The following is a 17699-nucleotide window of genomic DNA, read 5'->3' as shown; positions in this document are numbered from 1 at the left end:
TTTCTGTCAGTTTTTGCGTCCAAGGCAAACGGATCCCAGAATCGCCGACCCCCTCGCAGCAGGGTCAACGGGTGGTTTCCGCAAAGGTTCCTGTCCCCGAATGCCGTGCGGCGGCCCGGCTGGCGGCTGTCAGCCTGCCATCCAGCCGCCATCCACCATCAGGTTTATGCCGGTGACGTAGCTCGCCATGTCGCTGGCGAGAAAGAGCGCCGCGCCCGCCACGTCGTTCGGCTGCCCGAGCCGCGGCCAGGGCGTGCGGCGGCGCGAATAGTCGAGCGCATCAGGGTCGTTGGCGACTCCCGGCTTGCCGGTGATGATCTTGCCAGGCGCGATGGCGTTGCAGACGATCAGGTCGTCGGCATGGTCGACCGCGATCTGGCGCGTCATCTGCACGATGCCGCCCTTGCTCACCGAATAGGGAAAATCGCCCGGGCAGGCGACCATGCCATGCTGCGAGGAGATGTTGATGATGCGTCCGCGCACGTCATTGACAGGCGCCTGGGTCAGCATCTGCGTGACGGCGCGTTTGTTGCAATAGAAGAAGCCCGTCAAATTGACGCCGATGACGCGGTTCCATTGTTCCGGCGTCGTCTCGATCAGATTGGTGCTGGTGTAGATCGCGGCATTGTTCACCATCACGTCGAGCCGTCCGAATTGCGCGATCGTCGTGCCGACAAGCGCGTCGACGGCATTCCAGTCGGAGATGTCGGTTCTGACATAGATGGCGGTACCGCCGGCCGCGCGGATCATGTCGACCGTGCCTTGGCCGCCCTCGATTGGCCGCTCGACCATGTCGGCGACGACGATGCTGGCGCCTTCGGCTGCGAATTTCAGTGCGATGGCGCGGCCGATGCCCGAGCTTGCTCCGGTGACGATGGCGGTCTTGTTGGCGAGCATGGCCATGGTGTTCAGCTCTCCCGGGTGACGATCTTTCCCTGCGCCGAGCCGACCAGCCGCCCGTTGCGCACGATCTCGCGGCCGCGCAGGAAGACGCTGGTCAGCCGCGATTTCACGGTCCAGCCGTCAAAGGGCGTATAGCCCGCTCGCGACACCTGATCGGCGCTGGCTATGGTGCTGGATTGGCGCGGGTCGAGGATCAGCAGATCGGCATCGTAACCGGCGGCAATGCGGCCTTTGCGCCGGCCGAGGCCGAAGCGCTCGGCCGGGTTCTTAGAGCACATGCGCACCAGATCGGGCAGGGCGATGAGCCCTTCATCGACCAGCCTCAGCATGGTGGGAAGCAGCGTCTGCAATCCCGGCATGCCGCCCGGGATGTCGGCAAAGGCCGTATAGGTCGCCGCCTTCTCGGCCGGCGTGTGCGGAGCGTGGTCAGTCGCGACGATGTCGATCAGTCCCGCGCCGAGCGCGGCGCGCAGCGCGTCAACGTCGTGCGGCGACCGCAACGGCGGCGAGGCTTTCAGGTTGGCGCCTTGCGCTTCGTAATCCTGCGCCGTGAAGAACAGGTTCTGCGGCGTCGTCTCGACGCTGGCGTCGGCGATGCCGCGCAGCCGGCTCCAGGTCTCGACCCCCAATTCGGAATTGATCTGGCGCACATGGATCCTCGCCTCGGCCGACGCGGCGGCGACCAGCGCGCGGGCAATGCCATTGGCTTCCGCCAGCGGCGGCCGGCTGTTCTGGAAGGCGGCGATGGTGCCGGTGCGATCGCGCGCCATGCTGCCGGCCAGGATCGACTGGTCACCTGGTGAGACGCCGATCAGCGTATCGGCGCCAGCGAATGCCTTCAGCGCTTCTGCGACCGCGTCGAGCGTGTCGAACAAGAAGGCATCCGGCACGTCCGCGGTGAACAATTCGAACGAAACCGGCGCGCGGTCGAGCAGGCGAGAGATGGGCGACAGGTCGCGGCTGACAACGGCCTGGAGCCCGACATCGACATGAATGCGGCCTTCGGCCAAGGCCATCTTGTCGGCGAGCTGCTCAGCCGTCGCGGTCCAAGGTTCGTCGGTCGGCATGTCGAGCACCGTCGTCACGCCGCCGAGCGCTGCCGCATGGGTGCCGGAGGAAAAATCCTCCCTATGGGTCAGGCCGGGGTCGCGCAGATGTGCATGCGCATCGACGAGGCCGGGCAGAATGAATCTGCCGGAGGCGTCGACGACCGCTCCGGCTTCGGCGGCTTCGCCAGGCGCTATGAGTGCGGCGACCTTGCCCGCGGCAATGCCGATATCGCCCCGGCTTAGGCCGTCGGCGTTCACCAGCGTTCCACCACGGATCAGCGTGTCGAACATCGCTCAGCCGCGCTGCTCGAAGCGGGCATGGTTGGCATGCCAGAAGCGGGCGATGTCCTCGCGGCGCATGAAGGCGGCGCCGTCGCTTTGCTGGACATGCTCGATCACTTCGCGCAGGCCCGAGGCCCGGTTGGGCTGGCCCGTCCAGCGGGCGTGGATGCCGATGGTCAGCATGCGGCCGCCGGTCTCGTCGGCTTCGGAGAGCATATAGTCGACGGCCGTACGGCAGTCCTCGGCGAAGTCGCGCGGATTGCCGTAGCCGGGTGCCACCAGATAGCGGCTGTCGTTCAGCGTCTTGGAGTAGGGGACGACGAGGATCTCCGTGCCCCGGTGATCGAGGAAATAGGGCAGGTCGTCACTGCAGGGATCGGAGTGGTAGAGGAAGCCGCCTTCCTCGACCAGAAGGTCGCGCGTGTTGACGCTGGGCAGCGAACGGCAGTTCCAGCCTAGCGGCCGCTTGCCGAGTAGCTTCTCGTAAAGCGCGATCGCTTCATGCAGATGGCGTTCTTCCTCGCCGCGCTCCATCACCGTGTAGTCGATCCAGCGCAGGCCATGGCCCATCAGGTCGTGCCGGCGGCTCTTCATCCACTCGACCAAGGGCGGGTTGCGTTCGAGCGCCACGGCGCAGGCGGAAAAGGTGACCGGAATGTCGTAGCGGTCGAACAGCCGGGCAAGGCGCCAGACGCCGGCGCGGCTGCCATATTCGAAATGCGTCTCGGTGCCGAGATCGCGCACCGGCGGGCTGGAGGTGAGATTATACTCGCCCCAATTGTCGTTGCGGCCGTCTTCCAGCCAGTTGTATTCCGACCCTTCCTCGTAGTTGAGCACGAGGTTGACGGCGAGCTTGACGCCGCCCGGCCAGGTGACGAAGGGCGGATGCGGGCCATAGCCGACAAAGTCACGCGGCTGCTGCGCTTGCTGCGGATCGGTCGGCATCGGCTGGTCTCCTTTGATCTCGTCGGCTCAATTCTCGTTGGCGGCAATCCAGTCCATGTAGGCGTGGAAGGCTTCCTTGCCCGGGCGCGGCCGCCATGCGGTGTCGCGCATAATGCGGGCGATGTCATAGGCGCCCCACATGCCGCCTTTCAGCGCCACATCCTGGACGATATTGGCGTCTTCGCCCGGCGTCACCACGGCCTTCAGTCCCGGCACGCGTTCTTTTGCCCAGCCGATGATCTCGCCGATGGTCTGGCTCGACCCCGAGCCGATATTGTAGTGGCGGTAGTTGAGGCGCGGCGCGTCGATCAGCGCGAGAATGGCGGCGGCGACGTCGGTGGAAGCGACATAATCACCAACGGGTTCCAGGCTGTTCGGCCTGATCGTCTCGCCGGCCAAGGCCATATGCGCGACGCGGTTCGGGACATGGCGGAAGTTGCGGCTCTCGGTCGCGCGGTCCATCGGACCATAGACCGAAGCAAGCCGCACCGAGGCCGCCGACAGGTTAAACAGGTCGGCATAGCGGTTGGTGACCATTTCGGAGGCGAATTTCGAAATGCCATAGAGCGTCAGCGGCGCGACATAGCCGTCTTCCGGCAGCGGCTCACCGCTCCAGTCAGGCCCATTGTGACGGTAGACGGAGCCGGAACTGACATAGATGAAGCGCTTGAGGCCGGGTCTCGCGCGCGCCCAGTCCAGCATGCGCACGGTGCCCATCAGATTGACGTCGACGATGCGGGCCGGGTCTTCGGCCTCCGGCTGGCGTTTTGCCTCCGAGGCGCTGCCGCGCGAGATCGGCGTGATCGTCGCGCCGTGGACGATTGCCGTGATGCCTTGCTTGTCGAGCGTTTCGGACCAGGCCTTCGGGTCGAGAATGTCGGCGGAAATCACCGTCAGCCGGTCGCGCACCGGCGCGAAATGCTTTTCGGCTGCCGCGTCGAGGCCGGAGCGGTCGAGGATCACGGCCCGGGCCAGAGGGTCGCGGTCCAGCCATGCGCGTGCGACCACGCTCATGACAAAGCCGGTGCCGCCGGTGACGAGGAGGGTCATGGAAACTCCTTTGAAGGGGTTGCGGGCTCAGCGCGTCGCATAGCCGCCGTCCACGAGCATGTCGGTTCCGGTGACGAAGGACGCGTCGGAGGAAAGCAGGAAGGCCGCCGCCGCGGCGATCTCGTCGGGCTCGGCGATGCGGCCGAGCAGATGGGCAGGCCCGAGGCCGGCATTGGCTGCCTCGAAATCGGCGAACCGACGCAGCAGGCGCGTCGTCGCCACGGCGCCGGGGGAGAGGCTGTTGACGCGGATTTTTTCGGCGGCGTGATCGACCGCCATCGCCTTCGCGAGGTGGATCAGGCCGGCCTTGGCAGCGCAATAGGCAACGGCCCTGGTCGTGGCGACGCGCCCGAATTGCGAGCCGATGAAGACGACCGAACCGCCGCCACTCGCAGCGATAAGCGGCACAGCGAATTTGCTCATCAGGAAAGCGCCGGTCAGGCCGACATCGATCTCGTGTCGCCATGCGCTCTCGTCGAGATCGACGACGGTGGCGCTGGTCGAGGGCGCGGCCGCATTGTGCACCAGTCCGTCGAGCCGACCGAATTTCTGCCGGGCGAACGCGACGGTCGCCTTGGCGGACTCGATGTTCGTCACGTCGCACTGGCAAGCGGCGGCGGCAGGCCCGAGCGCTTCGGCAAGCTTCGTCGCGGGCTCGAGATCGTAATCCGCGCAGACGATGGTTGCGCCTTCGGCAATACAGCGGCGGGCGATCGCCGCGCCGATGCCGCTGGCCGCGCCGGCGATCAGGATGACGCTACCCTTCAGGCGGTTCATTGCGGCATCCGTCATCAGACCTGCTCCTCGATCGCCTGCATGGGCGTGGCGCCGACAGGCCGGCGCAGTAGGTTGTAGCAGGCAGCTATCGTTACCAGCACGGCGCCGCCGCCAAGCAGCAGGAACATGGCCGGCGCGCCCATATGCTCCATCAGGCCGGCCGAGATACCGGGCGTCGCGACATTGCCGATCGAATAAAGCAGGAGCAGCGTGCCGGAGGCGCCGACCATGTGCCGGCTGTGCAATTGCGAGGCGCCGAACGCCATCGCGACCGGATAGACGGTGAGCGCCGTGCAGCCATAGAGGAAGAACAGCACGAAGAGCAGCGGCACCGAAAAATTGCCGAGCCAGGCGATCGCGGCGCAGAGTGTGACGGACAGGACGCCCTGGACGAGCAGGATGATGCGCCGCTCAAACCTGTCCGACAGCCAGCCGACGGGCGTCTGCGCCAGCATGCCGGCGATGCTGATTGTCGTGACCAGCCCGACCGTCGTTGCCGCCGACAGGCCGATCTGGGTGCCGTAGATCGGTGTCAGCACGAAGATGTTCATGTTGGTGATGCCGCCCTGGAAGATGGCGACGACGGTCACAGGCGCCAGGCGAAAGAGCGCCAGCGGGCCAAGACGCTTGACTGGCCTTGCCGGACTCGCGTGCTCCGGATCGACGGCAGGCAGCGCCGGCCAGCGTCCACCGGCGAATTTCGAGATCAGCGCCAGCAGCACGGTCGCGGCTGCAACCGGAAACAGGTGCGGCGATTGCGGGCCGACCAGGCCGACAAGGAGCTGCCCGAGCAGCACCGCGATTGCCGTCGTCAGCATGTAGATCGAAAACAGCGCGCCACGATTGTGGTGCCCGGCATAGAGGTTGATCCAGCTTTCGCAGACGACGAACAGCGATGCCATCGCCAGGCCGCCGAGCAGGCGGAAGCAGATCCAGCTCGGCAGGAAGTCGGTGAAGACGAAGCCTGAAGCGGCCAGCAGCGCCAGCGCCAGCACCGCCACGAAGGTGCGCTCGTGGCCGTATTGGGCGACCGCCGGGCGCGTGACCAGGCATCCGACGAGGAAGCCGACAGGATAGGCGGTCAGCACGATCTGCACGACTTGGGGAGAAATGCCGGGCTCGCCGAGATGCAGCGACACGGCGGTGGTCAGCATGGCGCTGCCGATGCAAGCGAGGCAGATGCCGACCATGATCGGCAGCATGGCGCGGGAGCGCTCTGCATTGTGCCAAAGCCTCATCGCGGATTGAGCGATCGACCTCATGAATGCGGCTGCAGCGGCTCCCTGGCGGCACCGTTGACCGACGGCAGCCCGAGCAGAAGCTACACTTTATGGTGACTGCCACAAACGAAGATTGACGCGGCTATGGCTTAAATTTTTTTGGCCATGCCGGCAAAGGAAAGCTGCATCTCGGCGCGTCGTGGGCTTTACAGCGGTTTTGCACCCTCCTTACCATAGGCAAAAACCAGATCTGGAAACCAGCGGAAGGGAACATCATGACGATCGAACGCCTCGAAAACGGCCAGCGTTTCTGCCGGGTGCTCCGCTACAACGGCACCGTCTATGTGGCCGGCCTGACCGCGGATGATCTTTCCGGCGACACCACCAGCCAGACCAGGCAGATCCTGGCCAAGATCGACGCGCTTCTCGCCAAGGCTGGCAGCGACAAGTCGAAGCTGCTCAGCGCGCAGATCTGGCTCCGCGACATCGCCGATTTCGAGATGATGAACTCGGCCTGGGACGCCTGGATCGACAGGAGCGCCATGCCGGTGCGCGCCACCGTGGAAGCGCGGCTTGCCGGCGACCAGTATCGCGTCGAGATCATGGTGACGGCGGCGGTCGGCTGAGCCGGCCGACGGGGGTACGCCAATGCATGAGCTGGTGATCAAAGGCGGGCGCGTGGCGCTCGACGACGGCTGGGCCGAGTGCGACATCGGCATCGACGACGGCCGGATCGCCGCCATCGGCAAGGATCTCACCGGCGAGAAGGTGATCGATGCCGGCGGCCGCTGGGTGATGCCCGGCGGCATCGACGCGCATTGCCATCTTGACCAGCCGGTCTGGGGCGGGGCGGGCAATGCTGACGATTTCGAGTCCGGCACAGTCTCAGCAGCGTTTGGCGGCACGACCTGCATCGTCCCGTTCGGCATGCCTGGGCAGGACATGACGACCGTCGGCGCCGTCGACCGCGCGCTGGAGCGCGCGGCGGGACGCGCGGTCATCGATTACGGGCTGCATGCCGTGGTCACCATGGGCACCGGCGCCGATGTCGAGGCCCAGCTCAACCAGCTCGCCCAGCGCGGCATCGCCTCGGTCAAATTGTTCATGACCTATCAGGGTTTTGCCGTCGACGACGACCTGTTCTTCAAGGTCCTCGATACGGCAAGGCATCTGGGCTGGATCGTCATGGTCCATGCCGAGAACGACGCCGCGATCCGGCGCACGCGGCAGCGGCTCATCGATCTCGGCCGCACCGATATCCGCTACCATGTCGTCGCCCATAGCGAGACGATGGAGCGCGAGGCGACGCATCGCGCTTTGGCCTTCGCCGAGATGACCGGCGCGCGGATGACCATCGTGCATGTCTCGTCCTGGCAATCGGCGGAAGAAGTGGCGCGGGCGAAGACGCGCGGCGTCGACGCTGTCGCGGAAACCTGTCCGCAATACCTCTTCCTGGGCGCCGCAGATCTCGACCGCTCGGCAATCGATGCGGCACGGTTCGTCTTTTCGCCGCCGCCGCGCTCGCCGCGCAGCCATGATCATCTGTGGCAGGAACTGATCAATGGCGGCATCGATCTCTGGTCGTCGGACCATTCGCCATATTATTTCGCGGACAAGATAGGGCACTCCGAGACGCCCGGTTTCACTACGACGCTGAGCGGCATTCCCGGTATCGAGACGCGCCTGCCGCTGCTGTTCTCGGAAGGGCTGCTCACCGGCCGCCTGACGCTCGAGCGCTATCTCGACCTCACCGCGCGCAATGCCGCCTCGGTCTATGGCTTTGCCGATCGCAAGGGCAGCATCGCCGTCGGGCTCGACGCGGACCTGGCGCTGTGGGATCCGACGGCGCGCTGGACACTCGGGCACAAGGCGCTGCATTCGCGTGTCGATTTCACGCCCTATGAGGGCAGGGTTGTCACAGGCCGGCCGACCACCGTCCTGGTGCGCGGCGTGCCTGTCGTAGCCGACGGCAAGCTGCACGCCGAACCGGGCTTCGGGCAATTTGTGGCGCGCGCCGCGGCCGATCCGGCGCTTTCCAAAAAACCAGTCGAGGATTGGACACCATGGCTCGATGCCTGACGATCGCCGTTTGCCAGACCGGGCCGATCCAGCGCAGCGCCACGCGCACCGAGACGGTCGGGCGGCTGGTGCATCTGCTCGAGAAAGCTGCGGCTTCCGGCGCCGAGATCGCGGTGTTCCCGGAGATGGCGCTCACCACTTTCTTCCCGCGCTGGCGCATCGACGACCAGGCCGAGATCGACACCTTCTTCGAAGCCTCGATGCCTGGACCTGAGACGCAACGGCTCTACGATGCCGCCACGCGGCTAAAGGTCGGCTTCGCGCTGGGCTATTGCGAGCTTGCGCAGGAAGACGGTCGCACGCGCCATTTCAACACGATGGACCTGATTGGGCCGGATGGCGCTTTCATCGGCCGCTACCGCAAGATGCATGTGCCGGGGTCGAGCGAGCCGGAGGCCGGCACGACAACGCATCTAGAGCGCCGTTACTTCGAACCCGGCAATCTCGGCTTCCCGGTTTTCGACTATCGCGGCGTTCGCGTCGGGCTCGCGATCTGCAACGACCGCCGCTGGCCGGAAACCTATCGAATGCTCTGCCTCAACGGCGCCGAGGTGGCGCTGCTCGGCTACAACACGCCGCTGCTGCTCGACGAAGCGCCAGCGCTGGCGCATCTGAGGATGTTCCACAACCATCTGCCGATGCAGGCCGGCGCCTACCAGAACACGCTCTGGGTCGCCGCCGCCGCCAAGGCCGGGCTGGAAGACGGGCAGGCGCTGATCGGCGGTTCCTGCATCATCGCGCCGACCGGCGAGATCGCCGCGCAGGCGATGTCGCTCGACGACGAGATGATCGTGCACCGCGCCGACCTCGATCTGATCGAGGTCTGCCGTAAAGTGAATTTCAACTTCGCGCTCTACCGCCGCCCCGACCAGTACCAGCGCATCTCCGAACCGGTCTGAGATCGCGATGGGCATGATCGAAACCAGCCAGAGCCAAGGCATACCGCTACGCTCGGCCGATCCGCTGACGCTCGGCGAGATCGTCGAGAATGGCCTTTGCATCGGCTGCGGTCTCTGCCGCTCAATCGCCGGTCCCGGCAGCATCGACATGGTGATGACGCCGGAAGGGCGAGAGCGGCCGGTGGCGAGGCGCGCATTGGACAAGCCGACACTGGCGAAGATCAACGCCGTCTGCCCGGGAACGCGCATCGCCGGTCCGCCAGCCGCCCTGATGGACGAAGCCGCGTTGGCGGACACAGTCTGGGGACCGGTCGAACGGCTCGTGCTCGGCTCCGCTGGAGATCCCACCGTCCGGTTTGTCGGTTCCGGGGGCGGGACGCTGACGGCGCTCGGCCAGTTCCTGCTGGACTCCGGGCGGGTCAAGTTCGTGCTGCATGTCGCAGCCTCGCGTTCCATGCCGATGCGCACGGAACGCCGGCTGAGCTTCGACGCCGCCTCGGTGCTGGAAGGCGCCGGCTCGCGCTACGGCCCGGGGGCGACCCTGGTGGATTTCAACGACATCCTCGATCGCGGCGAGCCGTTCGCGCTGATCGCCAAGCCTTGCGACATCACCGCCGTGCGCAATCTGGCGCGGCTCGATCCGCGCGTCGACCAGCACATGCGCTATGCGCTTGCCTTCGTCTGCGGCGGCGCCTCGGACCTGACCAAGTCGGAACAGGTTTTGCAGCGTTTTGGCCTCAGCGAGGACGAGTTGTCTCTTTTCCGCTACCGGGGATACGGCAACCCCGGCCTTAACCGGATCGAAACCAAAGACGGCCGCACCTTCGAGATCAGCTATCGGCAGCTCTGGGAAGACGAGGACAAATGGATGATCCAGCCGCGCTGCAAGATCTGTCCCGACGCGATCGGGCAGGTGGCGGATATCGCGGTGTCGGATTCCTGGCTGAATGGCGGGCCGGCCGTCGAGGACGAAGCGCTCAACGGCATCATCGTGAGGACAAAGCGTGGGCTGGAGCTGTTCGACGCGGCCGTCGAGGCCGGCGTGCTGCGGATCACGCGGGAGAGCGGGATCGCCGAGATCGGCGAATTGCAGTCGCATCAGGTGCGCAAGCGGCGCGCCGTCTGGGCGCGGCTGACAGGCATGGCAATCGCCGGCAAGCCGGTGCCTTTTGTCACCGACCTCGCACTGCGGGGCTGCGCCTTGCAGAACTCGCCGGCCGAGAATCTGGCTGAAGCGCGCGGCGCTCGCGACCGCGCGCGCCGCGGCCGCCTGGGCGAGCCGCCTGCCGCGCCGCGCGGAACAGTTTTGAGGGATCCATGAGCGAGCAGACCGAAATCATCATCATCGGCGGTGGCATGGCGGGCGCCGGCGCTGCCTTCGAGATTTCGCGCGACAAGAAGGTCGTGCTGCTCGAGCGGGAGAGCCATTGCGGCTATCACACCACCGGCCGCTCGGCGGCAAGTTTCACCGAAAACTACGGCAACGGGGTCATCCGCAGGATCGTGCTGGCAAGCCGGATGTTTCTGACCGAGCCGCCGACGGGTTTTTCGGATTATCCGCTGCTCAGCAAGCGCGGCATGATCACCGTGGGGCGCGCGGACCAGCTCGACCTCTTGCGGGAGAGCTTGCAGGCCGCGCGGGCGCTGGTGCCCTCGATCGTCGCGATGACGCCGGCCGAGGCGATCGCGCGCGTGCCGGTGCTGCGCCAGGATTATCTCGCCGGCGCCTATTTCGAACCGCATTCGATGGACATCGACGTCAACGGCCTGCATCAGGGCTATTTGCGCGGGGCGCGTTCGCGCGGCGCGCGCATCGTCACCAATGCGGGGGTGAGAGCCATCGGCAGGCAGGGCGGCCAATGGAGGGTCGAGACGGAAGCGGGAGCATTCCTTGCCCCGCTGGTCGTCAACGCGGCCGGCGCCTGGGGTGACGAGATCGCGCTGATGGCGGGCGTGCGTCCGGTCGGGCTGCAGCCCAAGCGCCGCACCGCTTTCAACATACCAGCGCCGGCCGGATTCGACGTCACCGACTGGCCGCTCGTCGACGATGTCGGAGCGGAATTCTATTTCAAGCCGGATGCCGGGCAGCTCTTCGTCTCGCCGGCAGATGCGACGCCATCGGCGCCGATGGACGCCTTTGCCGAAGACATCGATGTCGCGATCGGCGCCGAGCGTCTCGAACGGGCGACGACGATCGAAGTGCAACGCGTGTCGCGTTCCTGGGCTGGCTTGCGGACCTTCGTCGCGGACGGGTCGCCGGTGGTCGGGCCGGATGACGAATTTCCGGATTTCGTCTGGCTGGTCGGGCAGGGCGGCTACGGCATCAAGACGTCGCCGGCGTTGTCGCGGGTCTGCGCCAGCCTGATCGCCGGGGGCGGCCTGCCGGACGATGTCGCAAGGCAAGGCGTTTCCTTGGACGATCTGACGCCGCACCGGCTGCGCTCAGACGGCGAAGCTCGGCAGGTCGCGTCGTGAACTCACTGACAGCCGGTGGCAGACTTGCGGAACGCATCCTCGACGCCCTCGCCGAAGCTACGACGGACGCGCCGGGCATCACGCGCGTCGCTTACGGCCCCGGCGAGCGCTTCGCCCATGATCTCGTGCGCAATGAGGGGGAAAAACTCGGCGCGGGCGCACGCGTCGATGCGGCCGGCAATCTCTATCTGACGCTCAGCGGCAGCAATCCTGACCTGCCTGCGATCGTCATCGGCTCGCATCTCGACAGCGTGGCGCATGGCGGCAATTTCGACGGTGCCGCCGGCGTCGTGGCGGGTCTGGCGGTCATGGCCGAACTGGTCGGGGAGGGTATCCAGCTGAAGCGCGACCTCGTCGTGCTGGCGACACGCGCCGAGGAAGCGGTCTGGTTTCCGCTATCTTACCCTGGCAGCCAGGCTGCACTCGGTTTGCTGGAGCCGCAGGCGCTCGAAGCCAGGCGCTCCGACAGCGGCCGCACGCTGGCCGAGCACATGCGCGAGGAAGGCTTTGACCCCGATGCCGTGCGGCGCGGCGTGCCGGGTATCGATGCCGGCCGGATTGCGGCCTTCGTCGAAGCCCATATCGAGCAAGGACCGCGTCTGGTCGCCGCCGAAGCGCCGGTCGGCATCGTCACCGGAATCGCCGGCGGCTTCCGCTATGTCGATGCCAAGTGCTTCGGCGCCTATGCCCATTCCGGCGCCGAGCCGCGCTTCGCCCGGCATGACAGCGTGCTTGGCTTTGCCGACCTGATCGCGGGCCTCGAGGCTGAATGGGACGCGCTCGAACGCGAAGGACATGAAGCGACCATCACTTTCGGCCGCGTGCAGTCCGATCCGACGCAGCATGGCGGCAGCCGGGTTCTGGGCGAGCTCGGTTTCACGCTCGATGTGCGCAGCGCCGAAGCTGCTATCCTAGACCGCATCGAAAATCGACTTCAGGAGATTCTTGCCGAAGTCGGTACCAAACGCAGCGTCACCTTCGAGCTTGGGCCGCGCTTCACCTGGGAGCCGGCGACGATGTCGGCTGCCCTGATCGGCAGGCTCGACCACGCCGCCACCGAGCTGCAAATGCGGGCGCCGCATGTGCCGAGCGGGGCGGGGCACGATGCAGCCACATTCGCCGGCGCCGGCATTCCGACCGCGATGCTCTTCGTGCGCAACGAGAACGGCAGCCACAATCCGCATGAAGCGATGGAGATCGCCGACCTCGATCAGGCGATCCGGCTGCTCCTGCGTTTCGTCACCGATTTCGACAATTCCCGGGACCAGACATGAACCTCGCCAAGACTGCCTTGCTCGTCATCGATCTGCAGAATGAATACCGCCCGGGCGCGGCATGGCCGGTCGTCAGCTATGACGACGTGCTCGCCAATGCAGCCGCGCTGATCGAGGCCGCCCGCAAGGCGGGTGTGCCGGTCATCCACGCGCAGGCCTGGGTCAAGCCGGAGGAACGCGATGGCTATGCGCGGCAGGAGGAAATCCTCTCCGAGGAATTCCGCTCCGCTGTCGCAGGCAGCGAAGGCGCGGATATCTGTGCCGAGGTGGCAGCGACACCCGGTGACATCGTCATCCACAAACACTGGCCGAGCGCCTTCCGCCGCACCGATCTGTCACAACGGCTCGCCGCGCTCGGCATCGAGAACCTGATCGTCACCGGCGTGCTGACCGACAGCTGCGTGACGGAGAGCGTGTTCGATGCGGTCTATCAGGGCTTTCGCGTCTGGCTGGTCAAGGAAGCGTGCGGCAGCATGACGGAAGCCATGCATCGCACCGGCATGCTCGACATGGCGAACCGGCTCTATGGCGGCGGCATATTGCGTCTGCCCCAGGCATTGAAAGCGCTTGCCGGCCAGCCCTTCGACGGCTGGCGCTGCACACGGCCGGTGGAGTTCGCTTATACGCTGGAGAGCGTCGACCGGATTTACGAGGCGCTGTGATCGGCGCCGCAGTTGCATGCGCCCCTGGATACCGTCTTTGAAGCCGAAGGCTTGAGAACCGCGCCGGGCAGCGCTCCGGTCGCCCTGCCGCCGCGCCAGACCGAGACGCCGTTGACAAAGACATGGTCGATGCCGGCGGCGGGGCGGCGCGGCTCCTCGAAGGTGGCGGTGTCGATGATCGTCTTGGGATCGAAGACGACGAGATCGGCGAGATTGCCTTCGGCCAGAATGCCGCGCTCCTGGATGCCGAACTCGCGCGCGGGCAGCCCGGTCATGCGGAACACGGCTTCCTCCAGGCTGAATAACCCGACATCACGCGCGTAATGCCCGAGCACGCGTGGAAAGGTGCCCCAGAGGCGTGGATGCGGGTGGATGTCGTGCGGCAGGCCGTCAGAGCCGATCATGGTTTGGGGATGCGCGATGATGTTGCGGACGTCGTCCTCATCGAGCTGGAAATAGACCGCGCCCGCCGGCAACAGCCGCTCACCGGCCTCGCGCTCGGTGCAGTTCCATTCGCGGGCGATGTCGGCGATCTCGCGCCTGGCCATCTCCGGATGCGGATCGGACCAGGTGATGAGGATCTTCAGCCCGGTGTCGCAGCGTTCCAGGCGGAGCACCGTGGAGCTTGCGGCATAGGGGTAGACGTCCATGCCGATGTCCATCGTCTCGCGCGCCCGGTCGATCCTTTGCAGCGAGGGCCGGCTCTTGCCGAAATTGGCGCGGCCGGTGCACTGGTGGTGCGAGATGAACAGTTTGCCACCGGCATGGTCGGCAATGTCGATCGCTTCCTCGATCGCCTCGTCCATCGTCTCGAAATAGTTGCGCGTATGGGTCACATAAGGACCGCCGAGTTGCGCAGCGGTGGCGGCCAGCGCCTTGACCTCTTCCGTCGATGAGTTGACGGCCGGCGGATAGTCGAGCCCGGTGCTAAGGCCGAACGCGCCTTCGGCCATGGCCTCGGCGACCGCTTCCTGCATCGCCGCCGTTTCCGCTTCATTGGCTGGACGGTCGGTCACCGGCATGCAGCGCTGGCGCAAGGTGGTGTGGCCGACGAGCAGGGCCGCATTCGTGGCGATGCCGCGCCGCTTCAGCTCGGCGACATAGTCGGCAAAGCGGTCGAAGCGGAAATTCTCGCGGCCGCCGACCAGCGTGAAGGGCGGTGGAGGGGTTTTGTCGAGCAGCAGCGGCGCGAGGCTGACGCCGCAATTGCCGGCGATCACCGTCGTCACGCCCTGGCTGATCTTCGGGTCCATGCCGCGCGGTGAAAGCAGCGCGCCGTCGTCATGGGTATGCACGTCGATGAAGCCTGGCGCGACCACCTTGCCCTTTGCATCGATCTCCTCGATGCCCCACGCATCGTCCAACTGGCCGATGGCGGCGATCCGGCCCATCGTGACGGCAATGTCGGCCTCGAATCGGTCAGAACCGTCTCCGGAAATCAGCGTCGCGTGACGGATGAGGAGATCATAGGGCATCAGGCGGCTTTCCAACTCTTTTGATAGAGTATGATCTTTTCCGAAAACCGGTTCCCACTTTTCGGGATCATGCTCTAAGCTTCCGGATTGGCGGCGATCTCCTGGCGGCGGCGCGCGACATAGGCGTCGAGCTCCTCGCGGATCGCGGGATCCATCACCGGCTCCTCGTAATCGTGCAGCGCCTGCTGCCAGAGCTCGGTCGCCCGCTCCAAGGCGTCCTTGCCGCCGGCTTCCTGCCAGGCGCCATAGTTCTGCCAGTTGGAAAGCATCGGCTGATAGAAGGCGGTGGTGTAGCGCGACATGGTGTGTTCGGCGCCGAAGAAATGGCCGCCGGCCGGCACCGACTTGATCGCCTCGAAGCCGAGGTCGTCCTCCTGGAACGGCAGCGGCCGCAGGAACTCCATCATGTTCTGCAGGATCTCGACGTCGAGGACGAGTTTTTCATAGGACGCCGTCAGCCCGCCCTCCAGCCAGCCGGCGGCGTGATAGATCAGGTTCGCGCCGCCGAGCACAGCGCCCCATGTCGCCATCTCCGTCTCATAGGCGGCCTGCAGGTCGACCACATTGGAGGCATTCGCGTTGGAGGTGCGGTAGGGCAGGTTGTAGCGCCGCGCCAATTGCCCGGCGATAATGTTGGCCTTGGCGTTTTCCGGCGTGCCGAAGGCGGGCGCGCCCGACTTCATGTCGACATTGGAGGTGAAGGCGCCGTACATCACCGGCGTGCCGGGATTGACGAGCTGCGTCAGCACGATGCCGAACAGCGCCTCGGCATTCTGCTGGCAGAGCGCGGCGGCGAGCGTCACCGGCGTCATTGCGCCCATCAGCGTGAAGGGTGTGACGGTCACCGGCTGGCCGTGCTCTGCCATGGCGATCAGGCCTTCCGCCATCGCGTCGTCGAACAGGCGCGGCGAGTTGATCGAGATGATCGTCGTCACGCCGGGCGAAGCCCGCATCTCCTCGACGCTGATGCCGCGCGCGATCGCCATCATGTTGATGCCGTCCATCGCCCTGGCGCGGCCGATGGCGGTGCAATGGAAGGAAAGGTCGCTCAGCGTCAGATTGGCGTGGTAGGTGTCGAGATGGCGCGAATTGGCCGGCAATTCGATCGGCGCCACCACCTGGTTGCCGATGATGTGGATGGCGTTGAAGTGGTGCGCCAGCCGGATGAAGTTCTGGTAGTCGGGGAGATTGCCCGGCCTGCGGCCATTGATGCGGTCATGCACGTTGGGCGGGCCGGCGACCAGCCCGAAGACCAGCGAATTGCCGCCGAACTCAACCTGCTTGTCCGGATTGCGGCTGGTCAGCGTGAAGGACGACGGCACGTTGCACAGGGCCTCGGTGACGATGCTCTCGTCGATGCGGATGGTCCGCTCTTCGCGGTCGACGAGAGCCCCGGCCTTGGCGAAGAGGTCCATGACCTTCTCGCTCATGACGCGGATGCCGAGCTCCGACAGGATGCGCATCGACGTCTTGTGCAACTGCTCCATGCGCTCTTCATCGAGCAATTGCATGGGCGGGTAGGGCTTCCTGACGCTCTGCCACGGCAGTTGCGCGATGCCGCCGCCGCTGCGTCCGAGCTTCGATCTGCGGCCGCCGCCGCGCCTGTCCTGTGACATCGGACTACTCCCTCCCGGCCTTCAATAGCCGCGTTCCGGATTGACCACATTCTCCAGCGGCTCGCCTTTGCGATAGCGCGCCAGATTGTCGGCGAACATGCGCACCGACTTGATGTCCCAGCCGTCATAGACCGCCGCGCAATGCGGCGTGACGGCGACGTTGTCGTAGCTCCAGAGCGGATGCTCGGCCGGCAGCGGCTCGGTCGCGAAGACGTCGAGCGCTGCGCCCTTGATCCGCCCGCTGTCGAGCGCGCTGAGCAGCGGGGCCTCCTCGACGACACCGCCGCGCGAAATGTCGATCAGCACGGCGGTCGGCTTCATGGCGGCGAAGGCGGCCTCGCCAAGCAGGCCGCGCGTGGTGGGCAGCAAAGGCACGCAGCAGACGATGAAGTCGGCGCGCTCGATCAACGTCAGCAGCGCGTCGGGGCCGTGCACTTCGTCGAGCGACGGCATCGCTTTCGGGCGCGCGCGTATGCCGAGCGTGCGCATGCCCATCGCCTGCGCGCGGCGGGCCACGGCCTCGCCGGTCTTGCCGAGGCCGAGGATGAGGACGGTCTTGCCCTCGATCGGCTCGACGCGGCCACCGCCCCATTGGCGCGCCTGCTGCTGGCGTTCGAAGCCGCGCAGATCGAGCGAGAAGGAGAGCATGGCGCCGAGCGCATATTCGGCCAGCATGCCGGCGGCGACGCCGGCCGAGTTCGTCACCGTGACATGCGCGGGATCCCAGCGCCCGAGATGGTCGGTGCCGGAGCCGCCGATCGACACCCATTTCACCGTCGGGCTCTCGACCAGAGCCTGGCGCGGATAGCGCGGCGTGCCGTCGAAGCGGATCGAATAGACCACTTCCGCGGCGGTCCTTTCGATCAAAGCGGGGAGTCCGGCATAGGTGTCGCAGGCATGGACATCGAGGTCTGGATGCGTCTCCGCGAGCACGGCAAGCGCGCCCGCTGGCTTGTCGGTGTGCAGGATGATTGTTGGGCGCGCCGACATCGC

At 66.1% G+C, this 17699-nt stretch carries 16 protein-coding genes; 7 read left to right on the top strand and 9 right to left on the bottom strand.

Features of this window, described 5'->3' with window-relative positions; all coding sequences use genetic code 11:
- Nucleotides 1-129 precede the first annotated feature (129 nt).
- From RFM41_RS16075 to RFM41_RS16050, 6 genes are read right to left on the bottom strand one after another with little or no spacing between them, the layout of a single operon-like run.
- The gene (locus RFM41_RS16075; protein WP_320248519.1) at nt 130-903 is read right to left on the bottom strand and encodes an SDR family NAD(P)-dependent oxidoreductase; all 774 of its coding nucleotides are present in this window, start codon (nt 901-903) and stop codon (nt 130-132) included.
- Between the two features lie 5 nt (nt 904-908).
- Complete coding sequence (locus RFM41_RS16070) at nt 909-2243, bottom strand: dihydroorotase (protein ID WP_320248521.1); 1335 nt, start codon at nt 2241-2243, stop codon at nt 909-911.
- Between the two features lie 3 nt (nt 2244-2246).
- Nucleotides 2247-3179, bottom strand: a complete 933-nt coding sequence (locus RFM41_RS16065) for a polysaccharide deacetylase family protein (protein WP_320248523.1) — start codon at nt 3177-3179, stop codon at nt 2247-2249.
- A 27-nt stretch (nt 3180-3206) separates the two neighbouring features.
- Nucleotides 3207-4229, bottom strand: coding sequence for an NAD-dependent epimerase/dehydratase family protein (locus RFM41_RS16060; protein WP_320248525.1), 1023 nt, complete (start codon nt 4227-4229; stop codon nt 3207-3209).
- Nucleotides 4230-4256: 27 nt separating this feature from the next.
- Nucleotides 4257-5021 (bottom strand): SDR family NAD(P)-dependent oxidoreductase, encoded by a 765-nt coding sequence (locus RFM41_RS16055; RefSeq protein ID WP_320248526.1) that lies wholly within the window; start codon nt 5019-5021, stop codon nt 4257-4259.
- On the bottom strand, nt 5021-6268 hold the full coding sequence (locus RFM41_RS16050; RefSeq protein ID WP_320248528.1) for an MFS transporter: 1248 nt from the start codon (nt 6266-6268) through the stop codon (nt 5021-5023). The genes RFM41_RS16055 and RFM41_RS16050 overlap by 1 nt, the downstream gene beginning before the upstream one ends.
- A 233-nt stretch (nt 6269-6501) precedes the next feature.
- On the opposite strand from RFM41_RS16050, the gene RFM41_RS16045 reads away from it, so the two are divergent.
- Genes RFM41_RS16045 through RFM41_RS16015 form a run of 7 tightly spaced genes read left to right on the top strand, consistent with a single transcriptional unit; the run spans nt 6502 to nt 13615 of the window.
- The gene (locus tag RFM41_RS16045) at nt 6502-6852 is read left to right on the top strand and encodes a RidA family protein (protein WP_320248529.1); all 351 of its coding nucleotides are present in this window, start codon (nt 6502-6504) and stop codon (nt 6850-6852) included.
- A gap of 22 nt (nt 6853-6874) precedes the next feature.
- Nucleotides 6875-8305 (top strand): dihydropyrimidinase, encoded by a 1431-nt coding sequence (gene hydA, locus RFM41_RS16040; RefSeq protein ID WP_320248530.1) that lies wholly within the window; start codon nt 6875-6877, stop codon nt 8303-8305.
- Complete coding sequence (locus RFM41_RS16035) at nt 8290-9204, top strand: nitrilase-related carbon-nitrogen hydrolase (protein WP_320248532.1); 915 nt, start codon at nt 8290-8292, stop codon at nt 9202-9204. Before hydA ends, RFM41_RS16035 begins: the two co-directional genes overlap by 16 nt.
- Before the next feature lie 7 nt (nt 9205-9211).
- A complete protein-coding gene (locus tag RFM41_RS16030; protein WP_320248533.1) occupies nt 9212-10525 on the top strand; it encodes a Coenzyme F420 hydrogenase/dehydrogenase, beta subunit C-terminal domain in 1314 nt (437 codons plus the stop codon).
- Nucleotides 10522-11679, top strand: a complete 1158-nt coding sequence (locus tag RFM41_RS16025) for an NAD(P)/FAD-dependent oxidoreductase (protein ID WP_320248535.1) — start codon at nt 10522-10524, stop codon at nt 11677-11679. The genes RFM41_RS16030 and RFM41_RS16025 overlap by 4 nt, the downstream gene beginning before the upstream one ends.
- Nucleotides 11676-12953, top strand: a complete 1278-nt coding sequence (locus RFM41_RS16020) for a Zn-dependent hydrolase (RefSeq protein WP_320248537.1) — start codon at nt 11676-11678, stop codon at nt 12951-12953. Before RFM41_RS16025 ends, RFM41_RS16020 begins: the two co-directional genes overlap by 4 nt.
- Nucleotides 12950-13615: a cysteine hydrolase family protein gene (locus RFM41_RS16015; protein WP_320248538.1), complete on the top strand. Its 666-nt coding sequence runs from the start codon at nt 12950-12952 to the stop codon at nt 13613-13615. The genes RFM41_RS16020 and RFM41_RS16015 overlap by 4 nt, the downstream gene beginning before the upstream one ends.
- Here RFM41_RS16015 and RFM41_RS16010 read toward each other — a convergent pair.
- From RFM41_RS16010 to RFM41_RS16000, 3 genes are all read right to left on the bottom strand, one after another.
- Nucleotides 13600-15090, bottom strand: coding sequence for an N-acyl-D-amino-acid deacylase family protein (locus tag RFM41_RS16010; protein ID WP_320248540.1), 1491 nt, complete (start codon nt 15088-15090; stop codon nt 13600-13602). The two genes, RFM41_RS16015 and RFM41_RS16010, sit on opposite strands and share 16 nt — an antisense overlap.
- Nucleotides 15091-15164: 74 nt before the next feature.
- Nucleotides 15165-16706, bottom strand: a complete 1542-nt coding sequence (locus tag RFM41_RS16005) for a trimethylamine methyltransferase family protein (protein ID WP_320248542.1) — start codon at nt 16704-16706, stop codon at nt 15165-15167.
- A 21-nt stretch (nt 16707-16727) separates the two neighbouring features.
- Entirely contained in the window at nt 16728-17696 is a 969-nt protein-coding gene (locus RFM41_RS16000) for a D-2-hydroxyacid dehydrogenase (RefSeq protein ID WP_320248544.1), read from the bottom strand.
- Between the last annotated feature and the right edge of the window lie 3 nt (nt 17697-17699).

Origin of the sequence: Mesorhizobium vachelliae, from assembly GCF_033977325.1 — a bacterium.
GTDB classification, from domain to species: Bacteria; Pseudomonadota; Alphaproteobacteria; order Rhizobiales; family Rhizobiaceae; genus Mesorhizobium; species Mesorhizobium vachelliae.
This window is presented reverse-complemented; position numbering and strand designations above follow the sequence as displayed.

What these genes read in the sequence shown, in the direction of transcription:
- RFM41_RS16075 (WP_320248519.1), bottom strand. Translation starts at nt 903, where the DNA reads ATGGCCATGCTCGCCAACAAGACCGCCATCGTCACCGGAGCAAGCTCG.
- RFM41_RS16070 (WP_320248521.1), bottom strand. Translation starts at nt 2,243, where the DNA reads ATGTTCGACACGCTGATCCGTGGTGGAACGCTGGTGAACGCCGACGGC.
- RFM41_RS16065 (WP_320248523.1), bottom strand. Translation starts at nt 3,179, where the DNA reads ATGCCGACCGATCCGCAGCAAGCGCAGCAGCCGCGTGACTTTGTCGGC.
- RFM41_RS16060 (WP_320248525.1), bottom strand. Translation starts at nt 4,229, where the DNA reads ATGACCCTCCTCGTCACCGGCGGCACCGGCTTTGTCATGAGCGTGGTC.
- RFM41_RS16055 (WP_320248526.1), bottom strand. Translation starts at nt 5,021, where the DNA reads ATGACGGATGCCGCAATGAACCGCCTGAAGGGTAGCGTCATCCTGATC.
- RFM41_RS16050 (WP_320248528.1), bottom strand. Translation starts at nt 6,268, where the DNA reads ATGAGGTCGATCGCTCAATCCGCGATGAGGCTTTGGCACAATGCAGAG.
- RFM41_RS16045 (WP_320248529.1), top strand. Translation starts at nt 6,502, where the DNA reads ATGACGATCGAACGCCTCGAAAACGGCCAGCGTTTCTGCCGGGTGCTC.
- hydA (WP_320248530.1), top strand. Translation starts at nt 6,875, where the DNA reads ATGCATGAGCTGGTGATCAAAGGCGGGCGCGTGGCGCTCGACGACGGC.
- RFM41_RS16035 (WP_320248532.1), top strand. Translation starts at nt 8,290, where the DNA reads ATGGCTCGATGCCTGACGATCGCCGTTTGCCAGACCGGGCCGATCCAG.
- RFM41_RS16030 (WP_320248533.1), top strand. Translation starts at nt 9,212, where the DNA reads ATGGGCATGATCGAAACCAGCCAGAGCCAAGGCATACCGCTACGCTCG.
- RFM41_RS16025 (WP_320248535.1), top strand. Translation starts at nt 10,522, where the DNA reads ATGAGCGAGCAGACCGAAATCATCATCATCGGCGGTGGCATGGCGGGC.
- RFM41_RS16015 (WP_320248538.1), top strand. Translation starts at nt 12,950, where the DNA reads ATGAACCTCGCCAAGACTGCCTTGCTCGTCATCGATCTGCAGAATGAA.
- RFM41_RS16010 (WP_320248540.1), bottom strand. Translation starts at nt 15,090, where the DNA reads ATGCCCTATGATCTCCTCATCCGTCACGCGACGCTGATTTCCGGAGAC.
- RFM41_RS16005 (WP_320248542.1), bottom strand. Translation starts at nt 16,706, where the DNA reads ATGTCACAGGACAGGCGCGGCGGCGGCCGCAGATCGAAGCTCGGACGC.
- RFM41_RS16000 (WP_320248544.1), bottom strand. Translation starts at nt 17,696, where the DNA reads ATGTCGGCGCGCCCAACAATCATCCTGCACACCGACAAGCCAGCGGGC.